Here is a 17,473-nt window from a genome sequence, read left to right as displayed (position 1 = left end):
CTTTGCTGGCGGTGATCTTCTCGGCCCTTCGCGCCTCACCTTCGGAGGCGCTTGGACTCGTCGAATTCCTCGCCTAGGCGCGCGCAATCAGATAGGGCGCGAGCGTGGACAGCTTCTCGCACGTCTCTTCGAATTCGCGTTCGGGCGTGGACTCTTCGATGATGCCGGCACCGGCCCGCAACCAGGTCCTGCCGTCACGTTCGTAGGCCGCGCGCAGCGTCAGCGCCGCGTCCAGCCCGCCGTCAGCCGAAATCATCACGACCGCACCCGAATAGAGGCCACGGGGTCCTTCGTCGAGGCGCATGATCGCTTCGACACCGCCCGCTTTCGGGATGCCCGAGGCGGTGACCGCAGGGAACAACGCTTCGAGCGCGTCCATCCGGTCGTTCGACGTGCCCAGGCGCCCGCTGACCGTGGACCCGAGGTGCTGGACACTCCCCCGCTCGCGCACCGTCATGAAATCGGTGACGACCGCAGTGCCGGGCTCGGCGATCTCGGTCATCTCCTGCAGCGAGCTGCGCACCGAAATCGCGTGCTCGACAATCTCTTTGGAGTTCGACTCCAGGTCATCTCGCGCCTCACGGTCACGCGCCTCGCCACGACCGAGCGCCCGGGTGCCCGCCAGCGGCTCGGTCACCACGACACCGTCGCGCCGGACCGCCGCGACCAGTTCGGGGCTGTAGCCCACGGCACGAATCCCACCCAGCGACAACAGAAACGATCGCACCGGGGTGTTGTGCCGGCGCGCCAGCCGGTAGGTGGACGGGAAATCGAGCGCGAAAGGCACTTCGAGAGAACGGGAAAGGATCACCTTGTGGTAGCGGCCCGCCGCGATCTCCGCCACGGCCGACGCGACACGATTGCGGTAGTCGGAGGTGTCGGCGATGACGTCGATCGCGGAGGCCTCGCGCAGCCCGGAGACGCCGTCGCCGAGCACAGCCAGCACTACGTCGCGGTGGTCGGCCGACGCGTCGAACAGACGAATCGCCTCCCGGGACACCACGATGCGGCCCCGCGGCCAAAACACCCGCGCCAGCGGGGTTTCCGGCGCCAGGCGCTGTTGCAGCCCGCAGCGATAGACCCCGAATTCGAAGGCGATCCAGCCGAAGAGTTGGTCTGTTTCCAGCAGCAGCCGGTCGATGGCCTCGCCCAGCGCCGGCCCGGGTCGCCCCGACCACTGCTGGCGCTGCGTGACCCCATCGCGGATCACCCGCAGCTCGTCGCTGTCCAACTCGATCATGGCGTGCACACCGGTGGCCAGCACCCATTCCCCGCTGCGCTCGTAGAGCAGATACTCTTCCCCGACGCGTTCGGAGAGCACCACGGCCAACTCGGCCGCCAGGTCCGCCGGGTCGATATGGGCGGGAAGCGGGATCGATGGCGACGCAGAACCGGCGGAACTTGTCTCGACGCTGACCTCGGTCACGGTTAGTAAATGTAGCCTAACCTATGTAGCTGTGCGCAACCGATCCCATCGAGTTGCCCCCCGCGGGGCGCCTTCGGCTAAAACTCCCTCGGAGTTAAAGCCCGGCCCCGCCCGAGGCTACCCGCCGGAACGCGCCGATTCGTCGCTCCAGCCGTTCCGTTCGCGCAGCTAGGTCGGGGTCGCCGCCGGCGCGGAAGGTCAGGCGCTGCCGATCCGGTGTGAGGCTCGCCACCTGGAACGTTTTCCCACCGTTTACGTCGTGGTCGCGCACCGAACGGCGTGGGCCGCGAGACTCGTCCTAGTGGCACTGGCCCGTCCGCCCGGATTCGCTGATTGGAGGAACGACGTGTTCAGCATTCGCCTCAGCAGTGGCGAGGAGGTCCAGGCGAGCGCAGGCGACGAGCTCGAAATCAATCAAGAGACCGGTGTGCTTTCGGTGTCCCGGGTCGACGGCTTCGAGGAAATCACGACGCACTACTCGCCCTCGGCCTGGCTGTCGGTGACCCACCGGCAAAAGGGAGCCGGGGTCAGGCCGTCGCCCAACTGGCCGCCCCACTGACTCAGATTTTGACTACACAGTAAATAGACAGCATCTTCACACCAATCTCACGGCTGATGGGACGCCTGCCGGCACCGGATTTCGTTCCGCTAGATCGGGCCTGACCAGCGCATTTGCGGCGCTAGGCGGGTCTGGAAGGCCCGTCCTTCCCGCCGTGCTTTCGAGTGGCAGGTCGACCGCCACGGGGATAAATTTCTGACGGTCGTCGGGATGTTTCGTGGTTGCTCCGCGTTTGCGGACGGTGCTTCCCCCTGATCGCGGGTCTACTCAACGGAGGCATCGATGCTGCAAGAGTTTTGGCACAACTTCACCCACAACCTCTTCAAGCCGCTCTTGCTGTTTTTCTACTTCGGCTTTCTGATCCCCATCCTGAAGGTGCGCTTCGAATTCCCCTATGTCATCTATCAGGGGTTGACCATGTATCTGCTGCTGGCCATCGGCTGGCACGGCGGCGAAGAGCTCGCGAAGATCAGCGCCTCGAGCGTCGGCGCCATCGTCGGATTCATGGTCCTGGGCTTCGTGTTGAACTGTGCCATCGGCGGTTTGGCCTACGTGGGCCTGAGCCGACTGAAAACGCTGCGGAAGGTGGACCGCGCGACGATCGCGGGCTATTACGGGTCGGACTCGGCCGGGACCTTTGCCACCTGTGTGGCCGTGCTGGCCGCCGTGAACATCGCCTTCAACGCTTACATGCCGGTGATGCTGGCCGTGATGGAGATCCCGGGCTGCCTGGTCGCGCTGTACTTCGTGGCCCGACTGCGCCACCGGGGCATGGACGCCGGCGGATACATGCCCGACGAGCCCGGCTACACGCCGCCCGTCAAGGTCGGGGTCGGCCCCGGCAGCGCCGCGCGGCCCCCGCAGGGCCAGAGCCTCGAGAGGCAGGAAGCAAGCCTGGAGCACGAGCTGGAGGACTGGGAGCCCGAGCAGAGCCCGGACGACGCCAAGGCCAAGCGGATGCCGATCCTCTCCCGCGAGCTGTTTCAGGAGGTGTTCCTCAATCCGGGGCTAGTCCTGCTGATGGGCGGCATCATCATCGGTCTCGTCAGCGGGCTGCAGGGCCAGAAGGTCGTCGCCGACGACGACAAGTTCTTCGTGCTGGCGTTCCAGGGCGTGCTGTGCCTGTTCCTGCTCGAAATGGGCATGACGGCGTCGCGCAAGCTGAAAGACCTGCGCACGGCGGGCCCCGGATTCATCGTCTTCGGTCTCGTGGCGCCGAATGTCTTTGCAACGCTGGGCATCTTCGTCGCCTGCAGCTACGCCTCGCTGACCCACACCGACTTCAAGACGGGCACCTATGTGCTGTTCGCGGTCCTGTGCGGCGCGGCGTCCTACATCGCCGTCCCGGCGGTGCAGCGGCTCGCCATCCCCGAGGCGAGCCCGACGTTGCCGCTGGCCGCCTCGCTGGGTCTGACGTTCTCCTACAACGTCACCGTCGGAATCCCGCTCTACATCGAGATCGCCCGGGTCTTCGAGCAATGGTTCGGGGTCTGACCGGGCCGCTACCCCAATAGCGTCCGCACCACGGCGTCGGCCAGCAGCCGTCCCCGATCCGTCAGGACGAGCCTGTCACCGGTTGTCACCAGCAACCCGTCGGAGACGACGCCCTCGGCGCGTTCACGCTCTTCGGAATTCAACAGGCCAACCGGAAGGCCTTGGCGCAGGCGGACTTTCAACAGCACGTCTTCGGTGTGCAACGTGTCGGCGTCGAGCCGCTCGAATCCCGCGACCGGCAGCGCGGCCGTGCCCAGCCTCTCGGCATATGCGTTGGGATGCTTGACATTCCACCAGCGCGTGGTGCCGACGTATCCGTGCGCGCCCGGTCCCGCGCCCCACCACTGGCCGCCGTCCCAGTAGCCCAGGTTGTGCCGGCATTCACCCCCTGGCCGCGACCAGTTGGACACCTCGTACCACGACATGCCCGCCTCGCTCAGGCGCGCGTCGACCAATTCGTAGCGGTGGGCCAGCACGTCGTCGTCGGGAGCGGCCAGTTCGCCGCGACGCACCCGCCGGGCCAGGGCGGTGCCTTCCTCGACCACCAGCGCATAGGCCGAGACGTGATCGACGCCGGTCTCGATCGCGGTGTCGACCGATCGCAGCAGGTCGTCGTCGGACTCCCCCGGGGTTCCATAGATCAGATCGAGGCTGACGTGTTCGAAGCCCGCGGCCAGCGCCTCGCGGGCGGCATCGGCCGATCGGTTCGGCGTGTGAATGCGGTCGAGGACACCCAGCACCCGTGGCGCCACCGATTGCATCCCCAGGGACACCCGGGTGTAGCCGGCCGCGCGGATGGCGTCGAAGAGGTCCGGCCACGCCGACTCGGGGTTGGCCTCGGTGGTGATCTCGGCATCCGCTGCCAGCGGAAAGTGCTCGCGCACCATGTCCAGCAGCGTCACCAGGCGCGCACCGCCGAGCAACGAGGGCGTCCCACCACCGACAAACACGGTGCTCACCGGCGGCGCTTCCAGTCGCGCGGCCGCCAGTTCCAATTCGGCCCGCAGCGCACCCAACCAGGCGTCTGGATTGACGCCCCCCAGCTCCGCTGGGGTATAGGTGTTGAAATCGCAATAGCCGCAACGCGTTACGCAGAACGGGACATGCACGTAGATGCCAAACGGCTGCCCGGCGGTCACCCGCACGTCGGGCAGGTCGACCAGCTCCTCGCGAATGGCCATGCCAAATGATCCCACGCAGACGCCCGGCGCCGGCGCCGTCGATCCCGGCTGCCGGGGGCTGCCCGTGCGCCGAGCGTGCGCCGGCTGCGACATTCCGGCCGGATTTTCGCGCTGGGTGCACGCTCGGCGTTGCCGCGCGGTGGATCCCCCGGACTTGATGCCGCGGTGGCCCGTCAGCGGCACTTTTAATCATCGTGAGCCCAGATTTGACCTGCTCGCACGGCCCCCCGGCATCCATGGCACAATGGGGGCGTGACTGTCGCCCAGCCCAGCCCGCACATTGTGCTCGTGGCGCGACGGCACATCGATCTCAAGCGCGTTTGCAGCTGTATCTGTCTGCCTTGACTTGGTAGACCCAGCCCACTGTGTCTCCAGCAGGCCGACGGTTTCGTGCCGCCCATAAGTGCCGGTGAACTGTGCTGGCCGCGCTGGCGATCTTTTTGAAGGAGAACTTCCGATGACCACCGCCCGACCCGCGAAGGCCCGTAACGAGGGCCAATGGGCACTGGGGAATCGTGAGCCGCTGAACCCGAACGAAGAGATGAAGCAGGCCGGCGCCCCACTGGACGTGCGCGAGCGCATCGAGACCATCTACGCCAAGAACGGCTTCGACAGCATCGACAAGAGCGACCTGCGTGGGCGCTTCCGCTGGTGGGGCCTGTACACCCAGCGTGAGCAGGGCTACGACGGCACCTTCACCGGCGACGACAACGCCGAGCTGCTCGAGGCCAGGTACTTCATGATGCGGGTGCGCTGCGACGGCGGTGCGCTGTCGACGGCCGCACTGCGCACCGTCGGCCAGATCTCCACCGAGTTCGGACGCGACACCGCCGACATCACCGACCGGGAAAACATCCAGTACCACTGGATCGAGATCGAGAACGTCCCCGAAATCTGGCGGCGGCTGGCCGACGTCGGATTGCAGACCGCCGAGGCGTGCGGCGACTGCCCCCGCGTGATCCTGGGATCACCGCTGGCCGGCGAGTCGCTCGACGAGGTGCTCGACCCGACCTGGGCGATCGACGAGATCGCCCGCCGCTACATCGGCCAGCCCGACTTCGCCGACCTGCCGCGCAAGTACAAGACCGCCATCTCGGGCCTGCAGGACGTGGTGCACGAGGTCAATGACATCGCGTTCATCGGCGTCAACCACCCCGAGCACGGCCCCGGGCTGGACCTGTGGGTGGGCGGCGGCCTGTCGACCAACCCGATGCTGGCCCAACGGCTGGGTGCCTGGGTGCCGCTCGAGGAAGTGCCCGAGGTTTGGCACGCGGTCACCTCGATCTTCCGTGACTACGGGTACCGGCGGCTGCGCTCCAAGGCGCGGCTGAAGTTCCTGGTCAAGGACTGGGGCGTCGAGAAGTTCCGTGAAGTCCTCGAAACCGAGTACCTCAAGCGTCCGCTGATCGACGGACCGGCGCCGGAGCCGGTCCCGCGTCCGATCGACCACGTCGGTGTGCAACGGCTCAAGAACGGGCTCAACGCCGTGGGTGTCGCCTCGATTGCGGGACGGGTCTCGGGCACCACCCTGTCCGCGGTGGCCGACCTCGCCGAGGCGGCCGGCTCGAACCGGATCCGGTTGACCCCCTACCAAAAGCTGGTGATCCTCGACGTCCCCGACGACAAGCTCGAGGAGCTGATCGCCGGTTTGGAGGCGCTCGGCCTGCAGTCCCAACCGTCACACTGGCGCCGGAATGTGATGGCCTGCACGGGAATTGAATTCTGTAAGCTGTCATTCGCCGAAACACGAGTCAAGGCGCAGTCTTTGGTGCCCGAGCTGGAAAGTCGGCTCGCGGACATCAACCTGCAGCTCGATGTTCCGATCACCGTCAACCTCAACGGCTGCCCCAATTCGTGCGCACGCATTCAGGTCGCCGACATCGGGTTGAAAGGCCAGATGGTCGACGACGGAAACGGCGGCTCGGTCGAGGCTTTCCAGGTACACCTGGGCGGCAGCCTGGGTCAAGACAGCGGCTTCGGCCGAAAACTGCGTCAGCACAAGGTCACCAGCGACGAGCTCGGCGACTACATCGAGCGGGTCGCACGTAACTTCCTGAAATATCGCGGCGAGGGTGAACGTTTCGCACAGTGGGCCATGAGGGCAGACGAGGACGATTTGCGATGAGCGAACGAACAACCAGACATTCCGAGGCCGAGCTGCGCGAGCTCGCCGCCCGGGGAGCGGCCGAGCTCGAGGGCGCCAGCGCCAGCGACGTATTGCGTTGGACCGACGAGACGTTCGGCGGCGTCAACGGACCGCGCGGATGGGCGACCTGCAACTACGTGGTGGCCTCCAGCATGCAAGAGGCGGTGTTGATCGATCTGGCCGCCAAGGTGCGCCCGGGTGTGCCGGTGGTGTTCCTGGACACCGGCTACCACTTCGTGGAGACCATCGGTACACGCGACGCCATCGAGTCCGTTTACGACATCCGGGTGCTCAACGTCACGCCCGAGCAGACCGTCGCCGAGCAGGACAAACTGCTGGGCAAGGACCTGTTCGCGCGTGATCCCGGTGAATGCTGCCGGCTGCGCAAGGTCGCCCCGCTGGGCAAGGCGCTGCGCGGCTACTCGGCCTGGGTGACCGGGCTGCGCCGGGGCGAAACCGCCGCACGCGCCAACGCCCCGGTGGTCGGCTTCGACGAGGGCTTCAAGTTGGTGAAGGTCAACCCGATGGCGACCTGGTCCGACGACGACGTGCAGAACTACATCGACGAGCACAGCGTGCTGGTCAATCCGCTTATCTACGACGGCTATTCGTCGATCGGCTGCGCCCCGTGCACGGCCAAGCCGCTGGCGGGCGCCGACCCGCGCAGTGGGCGCTGGCAGGGGCTGTCCAAGACGGAGTGCGGTCTGCACGCCTCGTGACGAATCACGCTGAGGTCAGCGTGTTCTCATCCTCGTCCGCTTTGTGACCGGGCTCCGCCGCAGTCGGGGCGATCGGTGGGACCCGGGTGGCACGCACGTAGACGGTGTCGCCGTCGCGTAATGCCAGGGCCTCGGCGTCGCCGCGTGTGATCTGCGCCGTGAAGAAGCCGCCGGTGGCCGCGCTGGTCAATTCGACCCGCACCTCGAAACCCAGCGCCACCACCCGGTCAACGGTGGCCCGCACCACCCCGATCGACTCCGCGGTGCCGTCGCCGCCGGCGATCGCCATCTCGGGGTTGCGACCCACCCGGATGTCGTGCGGACGCACCAGGGCGCCGTTGAGGGTGGACACCGCGCCGAGGAACGACATCACGAACGCGTTCGCCGGGGCGTCATAGACGTCGGTCGGGGATCCGATCTGCTCGATGCGACCGTGATTGAGCACCGCAATCCGGTCGGCGACATCCAATGCCTCCGCCTGATCGTGGGTGACCAGCACCGTGGTCACGTGCACCTCGTCGTGCAGGCGGCGCAACCACGCCCGCAAATCCTCACGCACCTTGGCGTCCAGCGCACCGAACGGCTCGTCGAGCAGCAGCACCTGCGGGTCGACCGCCAGCGCTCGAGCCAGCGCCATCCGCTGTCGCTGACCACCGGAGAGCTGATTGGGATAGCGGCTCTGAAAACCGCTGAGCCCCACCACTTCCAGCAGGTTGTCGACCTTGGCTTTGATTTCGGCTTTGGGCCGCTTGCGAACCTTGAGCCCGTAGGCCACGTTGTCGCGGACGGTCAGGTGCTTGAATGCCGCGTAGTGCTGGAAGACGAACCCGATGCCGCGGCGCTGCGGTGGCACCCGGGTCACGTCGCGACCGTAGATCGTGACGGTTCCGCTGTCGGGCTGGTCGAGACCGGCGATGGTGCGCAGCAGCGTCGATTTGCCCGAACCGCTGGGACCCAACAACGCCGTCAGCGACCCGGTCGGCACGACGAAGTCCACGTGGTCCAGCGCGACGAAGTCGCCATAGTGCTTGTAGGCGTCGCGCACGATGATGGCGAGGTCGTCCCGGCCGGTACCGGTGTCTGTCACGTCATCCTCCTCGTCAGGCCTGCTTCGCCGCTCGGGCGCGGCGGGCGTCGAGAACCACCTGGAAAATCAGCACCAGCACCGCAACCCCCATCAGCAAGGTCGACAGCGCATAGGCGCCGTACTCGACGCCGCGGTTGTATCGGTCCGAAACAAGCAATGTCAGTGTTTGCGACTTTCCCGGCAGGTTCGACGACACGATGAGCACCGCACCGTATTCCCCCAGGGTACGTGCGATTGTCAACACGATGCCGTACGTCAGGCCCCACCGGATGGACGGCAGCGTGATCCGCCAAAACGTCTGCCACCAGCCCGAACCCAGCGTCGCCGCCGCCTCCTCCTGGTCGGTTCCCAGCTCGTGCAGCACCGGCTCCACCTCACGCACCACGAACGGCAGGGTGACGAAGATGCTGGCGAGCACGATGCCCGGCAGGCCGAAGATGATCTTGAACCCGAGGTCGTTTTCGACGAATCCCAGCGCACCCGCCGAGCCCCACAACACGATCAACGCCACACCCACGATGACGGGTGAGACCGCGAACGGCAGGTCGATGATCGCCTGCAGCACGCCCTTGCCGCGAAACCTGTTGCGCGCGAGCACCAATGCCGTCGGGATGCCGAAGGTTACGTTGAGCGGCACCACGATGGCCACCACCAGCAGGGTCAGGTTCAGCGCCGATATCGCCGCGGGAGTGCTGACCCAGGCGTAGAACTGGCCGAACCCGGGCCGAAACGTCCTCCACAGGATCAACGACACCGGCACGACCAGCAACACGAAGATGTATCCGAGCGCCACGAATCGCAGGGAATAGCGGACTCCGGCGGACGACGTCATGCGGCCAGCTCCTCGCGTTTGGCCGCGTGCCCACCCACGATCCGCAAGATGAGCAGGACCACGAACGAAATCGCCAACAGCACAATGGATATCGCGGCGGCGCCGGTGCGGTCGTCGTTTTCGATCAGGGTCCGTATCCACTGCGATGACACTTCGGTTTTGCCCGGCACCGCGCCGCCGATCAGCACCACCGACCCGAACTCGCCGATCGCGCGCGAGAACGCCAGGCCCGCACCGGACAACAGCGCGGGCAGCAGCGCCGGCAGCACCACCGAGGTGAAGATCTTCGGGCCGCTGGCGCCCAGCGACGCCGCCGCCTCCTCGACTTCGCGATCCAACTCCAGCAGCACCGGCTGAACCGCGCGGACCACGAAGGGCAGCGTCACGAAGGCCAACGCCACCGTCACACCCCACGCGGTGTGCTGCAGGTGCAGACCCACCGGGCTGTTGTTGCCGTACAACGCCAGCATGACCAGGCTGGCGACGATGGTGGGCAGCGCGAACGGCAGGTCGATGATCGCGTCGACCAGTCGCTTCCCGACGAAGTCGTCGCGCACCAGCACCCACGCGATCACCAGACCAAAAATCAGGTTGAGCACAGTCACCCCGGCCGAGATCGTCAGGGTCACTCGGAAGGATTCCAGCGCGGCATTGGAGGTGACCGCGAGCCAGAACGCGTGCCAGCCGCCGCCGGCGGACTGCCAGGCGATCGCCGCCAGCGGCAGCAACACGATCACCGAAAGCCACACCGTTGCCGCCCCGACCCGCAGGGCGGTGGTCCCGCGGCCACGCCCGGGCAGCGGCCCGTGCCCGGGGTCGCCGCTGAGTTCGGGCCGGATTGCCAGCGGGTCCGGCGTGATGGCCGTCATCCGGTGGCCTGCGTGTAGACCTTGGTGATGCTGCCGGTGCTCTTGTCGAACAGCTGCGGATCCGCCGCGCTCCAGCCGCCGAGGTCGGCGATGGTCCACAGCTTCGTCGGCACCGGATATTGGGCGCGGAAGTCGGCGGCGACCGACGGGTCGACCGGCCGGAAACCGGCCTGCGCCCAAACCTTTTGGGCCGCGGCCGTGTACTGGAAGTTCTTGAACGCGACGGCGGCCTGCAGGTGGGGGCTGGTGTTGACGACGGCGACCGGATTGTCGATCTTGAAGGTCTGCGGCGGGTTGACGTGGTCGACGGGCTTGCCCGCCCGCTCGGTCGCGATGGCCTCGTTCTCGTAGCTGATCAGCACGTCACCGCTGCCCTGGATGAAGACGTCGGTGGCTTCGCGTCCCGATCCGGGACGGAGTTTGACGTGCTCGGTCACCAGCTTCTTGATGAAATCCACGCCGGCGGCGCTGTTGGCGCCGCCTTCGCTCTTGACGGCGTACGGCGCCAGCAGATTCCACTTGGCCGACCCCGAACTGAGCGGGCTGGGCGTGATGACCTCAATGCCGGGCCGCAGTAGGTCATCCCAGTCCTTGATGTGCTTCGGATTGCCCTTGCGCACCACCAGCGTGACCACCGAGCCGAACGGGATCCCCTTGGTGGCGTCGGTGTTCCAGTCTTTGGAAACCTTGCCGGCCTTGACCAGTCGCGCGATGTCGGGTTCGACGGAGAAGTTCACGACGTCGGCCGGCTTGCCGTCGACGACACCGCGGGATTGGTCACCGGAGGCCCCATACGAGGTCACCACCTGCACGCCCTTGCCTTCTTCGGAGGCATTGAACGCCGGAATTATCTTGCTCCACCCGGGTTCTGGGACCGAATAGGCGACCAGCGTGATGGAAGTGCGTGCGCCGGCCAGCCCGCCGCCGCCGACGGCATCGCTAGCGCCCCCGTGGCAGCCGGCGATACTTGCGGCCACGCCGGCTGTCGAAACCAGGGCAAGTACAGGCCGCCAACGCAATGCGGTCCTGATGTCCATCGAAGGCCTTCCGGTGGGGGACTTATCGGATCTCGGTCCCGTCTCAGCGGAAAGGCAACTAGAACTTCAGGAGGATTCGAGAACTCCAGAACCAGACCGCACACGGGTTTGGGAGTCAGCGACAACAGTGCACGAAGGCATAGCACCCCGGGATGCCAATCGCCACGCGCATGGCGGGAAGCCTAACAGGAATTGACGGTGCCGCCACCGCAGCCGGCGCACGCCACCGCGGCGGGCGCCTCACCGGTGCATCAGGTGCGTGACCAGCCACGTGCCGATCACCAGCGCCACCAAGATGAGGAGAACCAGCGTCACGTGTGACCGAGGCATGCGCGTCACCCGGAGGTCTCACCGACATGGCGGGCACGGCGCATCAACTCGATGCCCTTGCCGAGGAGGCCGTCGAGCAGGGCCCCCGTCACGTAGGCCACCGCCAGCACGACCGGCATCACCACCATGGCCTGCAGCACGAAAGGGAGCCCCGAAAGCCACAGCTCGTTGCCGTCCCACCAGTTGAGGAACGCGTTCACGGAGCTCACCCTATGTGGCGCCGCCACACAAAACCAATGCGTGAACATCGGCGCCCGGGAAGGGGTACGCCACGCCGCGTCGGCGAAACGTTGGACGCCGGGCCGCCGTGCGGTCGATGATGTCCAGATGGTTCTGCATGTTCAGCCCGACGACCAACCGGCCCAGCCGGACGAAGACATGCCCGAGGAAGCGTTTCCAGCGGCGTCCGCCACGTCGATGTCGTCGTCCATCGACCTGCGCACTCCCGGGCCCCTCGCTCCCAGCGCGGCCCTGCGTAACCCGTTTCCGCCGATCGCCGATTACGCGTTCCTGTCGGACTGGGAAACCACCTGCCTGATCTCGCCGGCCGGGTCGGTGGAATGGCTGTGTGTGCCGCGGCCGGACTCGCCGAGCGTGTTCGGGGCGATCCTGGACCGCAGCGCCGGCCATTTCCGGCTGGGCCCCTACGGCGTCTCGGTGCCCTCGGCCCGCCGGTATCTGCCGGGCAGCCTCATCATGGAGACCACCTGGCAGACGCACACCGGATGGCTGATCGTGCGTGACGCGCTGGTCATGGGGCCCTGGCACGACCTGGACCGCCGGTCGCGGACGCATCGCCGCACCCCGATGGACTGGGACGCCGAGCACATCCTGCTGCGCACCGTGCGCTGCGTCAGCGGCACCGTCGAACTGATGATGAGCTGCGAGCCGGCGTTCGACTACCACCGCGTCGGGGCCACCTGGGAATACTCCGCCAACGCGTACGGCGAGGCCATCGCGCGCGCCACCAGGCAGCCCGACGCCCACCCCACGCTGCGACTCACCACCAACCTGCGGATCGGGCTGGAAGGCCGCGAAGCGCGCGCACGCACCCGGATGAAGGAGGGCGACGACGTGTTCGTGGCCCTGAGCTGGACCAAGCACCCGGCGCCGCAGACCTACCAAGAGGCCGCCGACAAGATGTGGCAGACCACCGAGTGCTGGCGGCAGTGGATCAACATCGGTAACTTCCCCGACCACCCGTGGCGGGCCTACCTGCAGCGCAGCGCGCTCACGCTGAAGGGGTTGACCTACTCGCCTACCGGCGCGCTACTGGCGGCCAGCACCACGTCGCTGCCGGAAACACCGCAGGGCGAACGCAACTGGGACTACCGCTACGCCTGGGTGCGCGACTCCACGTTCGCGTTGTGGGGCCTGTACACGCTCGGGCTCGACCGCGAGGCCGACGACTTCTTCGCGTTCATCGCCGACGTCTCGGGGGCCAACAACAACGAGCGGCACCCGCTGCAGGTGATGTACGGCGTGGGCGGGGAGCGCAGCCTCGTCGAGGAGGAATTGCATCACCTGTCCGGCTACGACCAGGCCCGGCCGGTGCGCATCGGCAACGGCGCCTTCGACCAGGTCCAGCACGACATCTGGGGCTCCATCCTCGACTCCTTCTACCTGCACGCCAAGTCGCGCGAACAGGTCCCGGAGACGTTGTGGCCGGTGCTGAAGAAGCAGGTGGAAGAGGCGATCAAGCACTGGCGCGAGCCCGACCGCGGAATCTGGGAGGTGCGCGGGGAGCCGCAGCACTTCACGTCGTCGAAGGTCATGTGCTGGGTGGCGCTCGACCGCGGGGCGAAGCTGGCCGAACGGCAGGGCGAGAAGAGCTACGCCCAGCAGTGGCGGGCCATCGCCGAGGAGATCAAGGCCGACATCCTGGCGCACGGCGTGGATTCCCGCGGGGTCTTCACCCAGCGCTACGGCAGCGACGCGCTGGACGCCTCGCTGCTGCTGGTGGTGCTGACACGGTTCCTGCCGCCGGACGACCCGCGGGTGCGCAACACCGTCCTGGCGATCGCCGACGAACTCACCCAGGAGGGCCTGGTGCTGCGCTACCGGGTCGAGGAGACCGACGACGGGCTGTCCGGCGAGGAGGGCACGTTCACGATTTGCTCGTTCTGGCTGGTGTCGGCGCTGGTCGAGATCGGGGAGGTGCGCCGCGCCAAACGCCTGTGCGAGCGGTTGCTGTCCTACGCCAGCCCGCTGCACCTGTATGCGGAGGAGATCGAGCCGCGCACCGGCCGCCAGCTGGGCAACTTCCCGCAGGCGTTCACCCACCTGGCGCTGATCAACGCGGTGGTGCACGTCATCCGGGCCGAGGAGGAGGCCGACGGCTCCGGGATGTTCCAGCCCGCCAACGCGCCGATGTAGCCGGAAGGGAGCCCGCGTCAGCTGCGGGCGCCGAGTTTGTCCATGAGCGCGTGGGCGAGGTCGATGGCGGTGGTGTTGATGTTGCCGTTGCCCTGATCTCCCGGACCATAAATGGGAATGAAGTCGACCCTCACCTCGACAACGTAAGGCCCCTTGACGCCGAGGGCCCGGGCCACGGGTGTTGCGTTCAAAACCGAGTACGGGGCGGACCCCATCGAAACCGTAGCCGCGACAACCGAATTCAGGACGCGCACGTCGGAGATGGCATCCGTACCGTAGATATCGGTCGGCGGCGCTATCAGCGTGGTCCCGTCGCACTTCTGCCACCGCGCGACGAACCTGGCGAAGAGCGCGTCGGCGTCAGCGGCCGTCCGCAACGCGACGATGCCTTGCTGGACAATGTCGATCTTCACCGAATCCCTTTTGCCCACCCACATTTCGGCGGCCGTTTCTAGTATCGGCGCCGAGCCATACGGGCCCCGCTGCATCAAATGGACGACGCCGATGCACTCGGCGGGCTTCGCCTTATCCCACGCGGTTCCCAATTTGTCGCCGCCCCCGAACAACGAGTAATGCGGGTATGGCTGGAACGGCTGGTCGAGCAGCTTCGCCAGCGCGGTACCGTCGAACAAGGCCCGCTTGATGGCCGGCACCCGACCCGCGTTCGGCGCCAGAGTGCCTGTGCCGGAGATGGTTTGGGTGCACCCGCTCACCAGCAGCACCGCGACCACAGCGGCCAGCGAGTGCCAGGTGCTTTTCACTTCACCCCTCCCGACCTCAGCTCAGGGCGTTGACCCTGTCCATCATGGCGCGCGCGATGTCGAGCGCGCTGCTGTTGACGTTGGCCGATCCCGGGTCGGTGGATCGCCGCCCGCCGAAGAAGACCACCTCGACCTCCACGAGGCAGTTCGACCGGATACCGATGGCCCGCGCCTGGGGGGTGGGCCGCAGGGCGGGCATGTTGGGCAGCACCGAGGTGGCGGTTTTGGTCGCCGCGATGGTGGTAGCGGTGCCGCGGACATCGCTGATGACGTTCGTCGTGCTGATCGGGCCGGTCTGTTCCGAGGTCGTCATGCCGTTGCATTGCTGCCACTGCTGCGAGAACTGCGCGAACAACGCCTGAGCCTGCGCGGCCGAAGGCAGCGTGACCACGCCCTCCATCACGGTGATCACCTGCGCCGGTTCGCCGTTGTTCCACCACGACACCGAGGCGACGTCCTGGACCTGGGCTGAGCGGTACACGCTCTTTTGCAGCATCGCCGTCACGCCCAGGCAACCGGCCTGCGACGTCGACCGCTTGACCTGGTAGAGCTTCTCGGGGCCGCCGACTTGCGCCGGCTCGCGGGAGATCAGCGTCTGGTCCAGCATCCGCGACAGCATCGCGCCGTCGAGCAGCACCTTGCTGACCGTCGCGCCGCTCAGCGGACGCAGCTTCAGGTTCGGTGCCGGCTTCGCCGTTCCGTTCACGACCGCGCCGCATCCTGTCACCAGCGTGGCCAGCGCTGCGAGCGTCGCCGCCGCTTTGAGTATCCGCATGGCTACTTCTTGCCCTTGTCCCCCGCCGCGTCCGCGGACAGCGCCGCGACGAACGCCTCCTGCGGTACGTCGACCCGCCCGATGGTCTTCATCCGCTTCTTGCCTTCCTTCTGCTTTTCCAGAAGTTTGCGCTTGCGGGTGATGTCACCGCCGTAACATTTGGATAGCACGTCCTTGCGGATGGCTCGGATGTTTTCGCGCGCAATGATTTTCGATCCGATCGCCGCCTGGACCGGCACCTCGAACTGCTGGCGTGGGATCAGCTCTTTGAGCTTGGTGGTCATCTTGTTGCCGTAGGCCGAGGCGCCGTCCTTGTGCACGATCGCGCTGAACGCATCGACCGCCTCGCCCTGCAACAGGATGTCGACCTTGACCAGCTGGGCCTCTTGCTCGCCGGCCTCCTCGTAGTCGAGGCTGGCGTAGCCGCGGGTGCGTGACTTCAGGGAGTCGAAGAAGTCGAAGATGATCTCGCCCAGCGGCATGGTGTAGCGCAGCTCCACGCGTTCGGGTGACAGGTAGTCCATCCCGCCGAGCTCGCCGCGGCGCGACTGGCACAGTTCCATGATGGTGCCGATGAATTCGCTGGGCGCGATGATGGTGGTCTTCACCACCGGCTCGTAGACGGTGCGGACCTTGCCTTCGGGCCAGTCCGACGGGTTGGTCACGACGACTTCGGTGTTGTCCTCTTTGACCACGCGATAGACGACGTTGGGCGACGTCGAGATCAGGTCCAGGTCGAACTCTCGCTCCAGGCGCTCCCGGGTGATCTCCATGTGCAGCAAACCCAAGAAGCCACAACGGAATCCGAAGCCCAGCGCCACCGACGTCTCCGGCTCGTAGGTCAGGGCCGCGTCGTTGAGTTGCAGCCTGTCCAGCGCGTCGCGCAGAACCGGATAGTCCGAACCGTCCACGGGATACAGCCCCGAGTAGACCATCGGCCTGGGCTCGCGGTATCCCGTCAGCGCTTCGGCGGCGCCGCGCTTGGCCGTCGTCACGGTGTCACCCACCTTGGACTGGCGGACGTCCTTGACCCCGGTGATCAGGTAACCCACCTCGCCCACGCCCAGGCCCTCGCTGGCCTTCGGCTCGGGCGAGACGATGCCGACCTCGAGCAGTTCGTGCGTGGCGCCCGTGGACATCATCGCGATGCGTTCGCGCGGTGTGATCTTGCCGTCGACCACCCGGACGTAGGTCACCACGCCGCGGTAGATGTCGTAGACCGAGTCGAAGATCATCGCCCGCAGGGGCGCGTCGGCCTTGCCCTGCGGGGGCGGCACCTGGCGCACCACCTCGTCGAGCAGCTCGGCCACTCCCTCGCCGGTTTTGCCGGACACCCGCAGCACGTCGTCGGGCCCGCAGCCGATGATGTGGGCGAGCTCTCCGGCGTAGCGGTCCGGGTCGGCCGCCGGCAGGTCGATCTTGTTGAGCACCGGGATGATGGTCAGGTCACGGTCCAGCGCCAGGTAGAGGTTGGCCAGGGTCTGCGCCTCGATGCCCTGGGCGGCGTCGACCAGCAGCACCGCGCCCTCGCAGGCCTCCAGCGCGCGCGACACCTCGTAGGTGAAGTCGACGTGGCCCGGGGTGTCGATCAGGTGCAGGACATGGTCTTCGTCGTCGACTTTCCACGGGAGCCGGACGTTCTGCGCCTTGATGGTGATGCCGCGCTCGCGCTCGATGTCCATCCGGTCCAGGTACTGGGCGCGCATCGAGCGCTCATCGACGACGCCGGTGAGCTGCAGCATCCGGTCGGCCAGCGTCGACTTGCCGTGATCGATGTGGGCGATGATGCAGAAATTCCGAATCTGCGCCGGCGCGGTGAAGGTCTTGTCGGCGAAACTGCTGATGGGAATCTCCTGGTCTACTTCAAACGTGATGGGCGCG

16 protein-coding genes are annotated in these 17,473 nt (G+C 66.7%); 6 read left to right on the top strand and 10 right to left on the bottom strand.

What is annotated here, in order from left to right; genetic code table 11:
- Positions 1–73: 73 nt before the first annotated feature.
- Entirely contained in the window at positions 74–1,426 is a 1,353-nt protein-coding gene (locus P6281_RS08070; RefSeq protein WP_324738699.1) for a salicylate synthase, read from the bottom strand.
- Positions 1,427–1,772: 346 nt separating this feature from the next.
- Between P6281_RS08070 and P6281_RS08065 the strand changes: the two genes are divergently transcribed.
- Positions 1,773–1,985: a hypothetical protein gene (locus P6281_RS08065; protein WP_009956568.1), complete on the top strand. Its 213-nt coding sequence runs from the start codon at positions 1,773–1,775 to the stop codon at positions 1,983–1,985.
- A gap of 282 nt (positions 1,986–2,267) precedes the next feature.
- Positions 2,268–3,479, top strand: a complete 1,212-nt coding sequence (locus P6281_RS08060; RefSeq protein WP_014384199.1) for a sodium-dependent bicarbonate transport family permease — start codon at positions 2,268–2,270, stop codon at positions 3,477–3,479.
- 8 nt (positions 3,480–3,487) lie between these two features.
- Here P6281_RS08060 and hemW read toward each other — a convergent pair whose 3' ends face one another.
- On the bottom strand, positions 3,488–4,660 hold the full coding sequence (gene hemW / locus P6281_RS08055; RefSeq protein ID WP_014711149.1) for a radical SAM family heme chaperone HemW: 1,173 nt from the start codon (positions 4,658–4,660) through the stop codon (positions 3,488–3,490).
- A 252-nt stretch (positions 4,661–4,912) separates the two neighbouring features.
- On the opposite strand from hemW, the gene P6281_RS26145 reads away from it, so the two are divergent.
- The 3 genes from P6281_RS26145 (at position 4,913) to P6281_RS08045 (ending at position 7,525) form a co-directional block, all read left to right on the top strand.
- Complete coding sequence (locus P6281_RS26145) at positions 4,913–5,005, top strand: Ms4527A family Cys-rich leader peptide (protein ID WP_350494745.1); 93 nt, start codon at positions 4,913–4,915, stop codon at positions 5,003–5,005.
- 112 nt (positions 5,006–5,117) lie between these two features.
- The gene (locus P6281_RS08050; RefSeq protein WP_008255305.1) at positions 5,118–6,785 is read left to right on the top strand and encodes a nitrite/sulfite reductase; all 1,668 of its coding nucleotides are present in this window, start codon (positions 5,118–5,120) and stop codon (positions 6,783–6,785) included.
- The gene (locus P6281_RS08045; protein ID WP_008255302.1) at positions 6,782–7,525 is read left to right on the top strand and encodes a phosphoadenylyl-sulfate reductase; all 744 of its coding nucleotides are present in this window, start codon (positions 6,782–6,784) and stop codon (positions 7,523–7,525) included. Before P6281_RS08050 ends, P6281_RS08045 begins: the two co-directional genes overlap by 4 nt.
- A 4-nt stretch (positions 7,526–7,529) precedes the next feature.
- Here the strand turns inward: P6281_RS08045 and P6281_RS08040 are convergent, their stop codons facing one another.
- From P6281_RS08040 to P6281_RS08020, 5 genes are all read right to left on the bottom strand, one after another.
- Positions 7,530–8,612: a sulfate/molybdate ABC transporter ATP-binding protein gene (locus tag P6281_RS08040; protein WP_008255301.1), complete on the bottom strand. Its 1,083-nt coding sequence runs from the start codon at positions 8,610–8,612 to the stop codon at positions 7,530–7,532.
- A gap of 13 nt (positions 8,613–8,625) precedes the next feature.
- The gene (gene cysW / locus P6281_RS08035) at positions 8,626–9,444 is read right to left on the bottom strand and encodes a sulfate ABC transporter permease subunit CysW (RefSeq protein ID WP_324738698.1); all 819 of its coding nucleotides are present in this window, start codon (positions 9,442–9,444) and stop codon (positions 8,626–8,628) included.
- Positions 9,441–10,313 (bottom strand): sulfate ABC transporter permease subunit CysT, encoded by an 873-nt coding sequence (gene cysT / locus P6281_RS08030; RefSeq protein WP_009952316.1) that lies wholly within the window; start codon positions 10,311–10,313, stop codon positions 9,441–9,443. The genes cysW and cysT overlap by 4 nt, the downstream gene beginning before the upstream one ends.
- The gene (locus P6281_RS08025) at positions 10,310–11,350 is read right to left on the bottom strand and encodes a sulfate ABC transporter substrate-binding protein (protein ID WP_324738697.1); all 1,041 of its coding nucleotides are present in this window, start codon (positions 11,348–11,350) and stop codon (positions 10,310–10,312) included. The genes cysT and P6281_RS08025 overlap by 4 nt, the downstream gene beginning before the upstream one ends.
- 335 nt (positions 11,351–11,685) lie before the next feature.
- Positions 11,686–11,880 (bottom strand): hypothetical protein, encoded by a 195-nt coding sequence (locus P6281_RS08020; RefSeq protein ID WP_009952319.1) that lies wholly within the window; start codon positions 11,878–11,880, stop codon positions 11,686–11,688.
- A gap of 217 nt (positions 11,881–12,097) precedes the next feature.
- On the opposite strand from P6281_RS08020, the gene P6281_RS08015 reads away from it, so the two are divergent.
- Positions 12,098–14,056 (top strand): glycoside hydrolase family 15 protein, encoded by a 1,959-nt coding sequence (locus P6281_RS08015; protein ID WP_172417567.1) that lies wholly within the window; start codon positions 12,098–12,100, stop codon positions 14,054–14,056.
- 17 nt (positions 14,057–14,073) lie between these two features.
- Here P6281_RS08015 and P6281_RS08010 read toward each other — a convergent pair whose 3' ends face one another.
- From P6281_RS08010 to lepA, 3 genes are read right to left on the bottom strand one after another with little or no spacing between them, the layout of a single operon-like run.
- Positions 14,074–14,817, bottom strand: coding sequence for a sensor domain-containing protein (locus tag P6281_RS08010; protein ID WP_014384191.1), 744 nt, complete (start codon positions 14,815–14,817; stop codon positions 14,074–14,076).
- A gap of 16 nt (positions 14,818–14,833) precedes the next feature.
- Entirely contained in the window at positions 14,834–15,592 is a 759-nt protein-coding gene (locus P6281_RS08005; protein WP_009952323.1) for a sensor domain-containing protein, read from the bottom strand.
- A gap of 2 nt (positions 15,593–15,594) precedes the next feature.
- The gene (gene lepA, locus P6281_RS08000) at positions 15,595–17,466 is read right to left on the bottom strand and encodes a translation elongation factor 4 (protein WP_080587992.1); all 1,872 of its coding nucleotides are present in this window, start codon (positions 17,464–17,466) and stop codon (positions 15,595–15,597) included.
- Between the last annotated feature and the right edge of the window lie 7 nt (positions 17,467–17,473).

Origin of the sequence: Mycobacterium sp. 5-140-3-2, from assembly GCF_035666375.1 — a bacterium.
GTDB lineage: Bacteria > Actinomycetota > Actinomycetes > Mycobacteriales > Mycobacteriaceae > Mycobacterium > Mycobacterium intracellulare.
This window is presented reverse-complemented; position numbering and strand designations above follow the sequence as displayed.

What these genes read in the sequence shown, in the direction of transcription:
- P6281_RS08060 (WP_014384199.1), top strand. Translation starts at nt 2,268, where the DNA reads ATGCTGCAAGAGTTTTGGCACAACTTCACCCACAACCTCTTCAAGCCG.
- hemW (WP_014711149.1), bottom strand. Translation starts at nt 4,660, where the DNA reads ATGGCCATTCGCGAGGAGCTGGTCGACCTGCCCGACGTGCGGGTGACC.
- P6281_RS08050 (WP_008255305.1), top strand. Translation starts at nt 5,118, where the DNA reads ATGACCACCGCCCGACCCGCGAAGGCCCGTAACGAGGGCCAATGGGCA.
- P6281_RS08045 (WP_008255302.1), top strand. Translation starts at nt 6,782, where the DNA reads ATGAGCGAACGAACAACCAGACATTCCGAGGCCGAGCTGCGCGAGCTC.
- cysW (WP_324738698.1), bottom strand. Translation starts at nt 9,444, where the DNA reads ATGACGTCGTCCGCCGGAGTCCGCTATTCCCTGCGATTCGTGGCGCTC.
- cysT (WP_009952316.1), bottom strand. Translation starts at nt 10,313, where the DNA reads ATGACGGCCATCACGCCGGACCCGCTGGCAATCCGGCCCGAACTCAGC.
- P6281_RS08025 (WP_324738697.1), bottom strand. Translation starts at nt 11,350, where the DNA reads ATGGACATCAGGACCGCATTGCGTTGGCGGCCTGTACTTGCCCTGGTT.
- P6281_RS08015 (WP_172417567.1), top strand. Translation starts at nt 12,098, where the DNA reads ATGTCGTCGTCCATCGACCTGCGCACTCCCGGGCCCCTCGCTCCCAGC.
- P6281_RS08005 (WP_009952323.1), bottom strand. Translation starts at nt 15,592, where the DNA reads ATGCGGATACTCAAAGCGGCGGCGACGCTCGCAGCGCTGGCCACGCTG.